The organism is Legionella qingyii (genome assembly GCF_003184185.1).
This window is the reverse complement of sequence record NZ_QHJG01000071.1, coordinates 1-3,703: the sequence shown is the minus strand read 5'-3', so window position 1 is coordinate 3,703 and position 3,703 is coordinate 1. Positions and strand designations below refer to the sequence as shown.

Sequence of the window (3,703 nt, the reverse complement as noted above, 5' to 3'; positions counted from 1 at the left end):
CTGGATCACCTCCTTAAATTAAAAGCACTAAAGTAATTTAAAGTGCCCACACAGTTTGTTTTTGAGATAATGAAGAATCCCAGCCGTGACTGAGAAGAAACGGAAAAGATATTCGATCACGATGTTGTTGTTGATGTAAACGAGATGTAGAAGTACATTTAAGTTAGTGTGTAACTAATTCGCAAATCAAAAAAAAGTGCATCGAAGCATTTTTGCAAAAGAATTTTTATCTAATTCAAGTGATTGCCTATAAAATGCAATATTTTGAGTTGGTGAAAATATCAAAGTAAAAATGGGTCTGTAGATCAGTTGGTTAGATCGCACCCCTGATAAGGGTGAGGTCGGTGGTTCAAGTCCACCCAGACCCACCATTCTATGGAGTTCTTCAAGGGTTTATTCAGATTAAAGTATTTTTACGAGAGTATTTTAATCTGGAATAACCAGACGTTCATTAAAAAAATGGTAAATAAAGAGGTAACACAAGCGTACTTGTATTGAAACAGTGTCATATGATCTGAGGTAATTGAGATTATATGGTCAAGAAGAGAAGCGCAAACGGTGGATGCCTTGGCAGTAAGAGGCGATGAAGGACGTGGAATCCTGCGAAAAGCTTCGGTGAGCTGGAAACGAGCGAATAACCGGAGATGTCCGAATGGGGGAACCCGGCCATGAGCAGTCATGGTCATCTGCTACTGAATACATAGGTAGTAGAGGCGAACTCGGGGAACTGAAACATCTAAGTACCCGAAGGAAAAGAAATCAAAAGAGATTCTCCAAGTAGCGGCGAGCGAACGGGGAAGAGCCTGGTGTGATTTATAGTGCAATGAAGTAGAACAACTTGGGAAGGTTGGCCATAGAGGGTGAAAGCCCCGTATATATAGGTTGCATTAAGAACTAAGCACGCGAAGAAGTAGGCCGGGACACGTGTAATCCTGGTTGAATATGGGTGGACCATCATCCAAGGCTAAATACTACTTACTGACCGATAGTGAACCAGTACCGTGAGGGAAAGGCGAAAAGAACCCCGGAGAGGGGAGTGAAATAGAACCTGAAACCGTTTGCGTACAAGCAGTGGGAGCACCTTCGAGGTGTGACTGCGTACCTTTTGTATAATGGGTCAGCGAGTTACTTTCAGTGGCGAGGTTAACTGAATAAGGAAGCCGTAGAGAAATCGAGTCTGAATAGGGCGCGAGTCGCTGTGAGTAGACCCGAAACCGGGCGATCTAGTCATGTGCAGGATGAAGGTTGGGTAACACCAACTGGAGGTCCGAACCGGGTAATGTTGAAAAATTATCGGATGACGTGTGACTAGGAGTGAAAGGCTAATCAAGCCCGGAGATAGCTGGTTCTCCCCGAAAGCTATTTAGGTAGCGCCTCGTGAATGATTACTGGGGGTAGAGCACTGTTTCGGCTAGGGGGCTGTCATGGCTTACCAAACCGATGCAAACTCCGAATACCGGCTAATTGAATCACGGGAGACACACGGCGGGTGCTAACGTCCGTCGTGAAGAGGGAAACAACCCAGACCGCCAGCTAAGGTCCCAAAGTACTAGTTAAGTGGGAAACGATGTGGGAAGGCATAGACAGCCAGGAGGTTGGCTTAGAAGCAGCCACCCTTTAAAGAAAGCGTAATAGCTCACTGGTCGAGTCGGCCTGCGCGGAAGATGTAACGGGGCTAAAACTAGTCACCGAAGCTGCGGATGTGCACTAAGTGCACGTGGTAGGGGAGCGTTCTGTAGGCTGATGAAGGTGGATTGAGAAGTCTGCTGGAGGTATCAGAAGTGCGAATGCTGACATGAGTAACGATAATGAGGGTGAAAAGCCCTCACGCCGGAAGTCCCAGGTTTCCTGCACGACGTTAATCGGAGCAGGGTGAGTCGGCCCCTAAGGCGAGGCTGAAGAGCGTAGTCGATGGGAACCAGGTTAATATTCCTGGACTTTTTATAAGTGGTGAAGTGGGGACGAAGAAGGCTAGGTGAGCCAGGCGTTGGTTGTCCTGGTATGTGCATATAGGGGGGTAGACTAGGCAAATCCGGTTTACTGATAACCCTGAGGTGCGACATGGTGCTGACACTTCGGTGTACGGCGAAGTCATTGATGCCCGGCTTCCAGGAAAAGCTGCTAGCCATAACTTATAGAGAACCGTACCGCAAACCGACACAGGTGGACAGGTAGAGAATACTAAGGCGCTTGAGAGAACTCGGGTGAAGGAACTAGGCAAAATGGTACCGTAACTTCGGGAGAAGGTACGCCCTTTTTGGTGATGGGATTTACTTTCAGAGCTGAAGAGGGCCGCAGAGACCAGGTGGCTGCGACTGTTTATTAAAAACACAGCACTCTGCAAATTCGTAAGAAGACGTATAGGGTGTGACGCCTGCCCGGTGCCGGAAGGTTAATTGATGGGGTTATCTTCGGAGAAGCTCTTGATCGAAGCCCCGGTAAACGGCGGCCGTAACTATAACGGTCCTAAGGTAGCGAAATTCCTTGTCGGGTAAGTTCCGACCTGCACGAATGGCGTAACGATGGCCACACTGTCTCCACCCGAGACTCAGTGAAATTGAAATCGCTGTGAAGATGCAGTGTACCCGCGGCTAGACGGAAAGACCCCGTGAACCTTTACTATAGTTTTGCACTGGACTTTGATGATCACTGTGTAGGATAGGTGGGAGGCTATGAAGTGAGGACGCTAGTTCTCATGGAGCCATCCTTGAAATACCACCCTGTTGTTATTGAGGTTCTAACTTGGTCCCGTAATCCGGGATGAGGACAGTGTATGATGGGTAGTTTGACTGGGGCGGTCTCCTCCCAAAGAGTAACGGAGGAGCACAAAGGTACCCTCGGTACGGTCGGACATCGTACCAAGAGTGTAAAGGCATAAGGGTGCTTGACTGCGAGAGCGACGGCTCGAGCAGGTACGAAAGTAGGTCTTAGTGATCCGGTGGTTCTGTATGGAAGGGCCATCGCTCAACGGATAAAAGGTACTCCGGGGATAACAGGCTGATACCGCCCAAGAGTTCATATCGACGGCGGTGTTTGGCACCTCGATGTCGGCTCATCACATCCTGGGGCTGAAGCAGGTCCCAAGGGTATGGCTGTTCGCCATTTAAAGTGGTACGCGAGCTGGGTTTAGAACGTCGTGAGACAGTTCGGTCCCTATCTGCCGTGGGCGTAGGAAAATTGAGAGGAGCTGCTCCTAGTACGAGAGGACCGGAGTGGACGAACCTCTGGTGTACCGGTTGTCACGCCAGTGGCATTGCCGGGTAGCTAAGTTCGGACGGGATAACCGCTGAAAGCATCTAAGCGGGAAGCCTCCCTCAAGATGAGTTTTCCCTTGAAGCCCGTTGAAGACTACGACGTTGATAGGCAAGGTGTGGAAGCGCAGTAATGTGTGAAGCTAACTTGTACTAATTGGCTGATTGTCTTGACCATATAATCTGAGTTACTTCAGATTGACTGAATCAATACCCTTGAGTGGATTCGCTCCAACTCAATAATGTGAAGTACGATGAATACGTTAAAAATGATACCTTTTTATTTACCTAATGCTTGATTCGGGTATAATAGCCCCAATCAATGCAAAACAGTTTTCCTGGCGACCATAGCGGCTTGGAACCACCTGATTCCATCTCGAACTCAGAAGTGAAACGAGCCCGCGCCAATGATAGTGTGAGGTCTCCTCATGTGAAAGTAGGTCATCGCCAGG

Annotated in this window: 1 tRNA gene and 2 rRNA genes; all 3 read left to right on the top strand. The window is 48.5% G+C overall.

The window, feature by feature from the left end:
• The first annotated feature begins 294 nt into the window (after window positions 1-294).
• Window positions 295-371 (top strand) — tRNA-Ile (locus DGG96_RS20395).
• Between the two features lie 164 nt (window positions 372-535).
• A 23S ribosomal RNA gene (locus tag DGG96_RS20390) occupies window positions 536-3,429 on the top strand.
• Between the two features lie 159 nt (window positions 3,430-3,588).
• A 5S ribosomal RNA gene (gene rrf, locus DGG96_RS20385) occupies window positions 3,589-3,703 on the top strand; the annotation flags it as partial.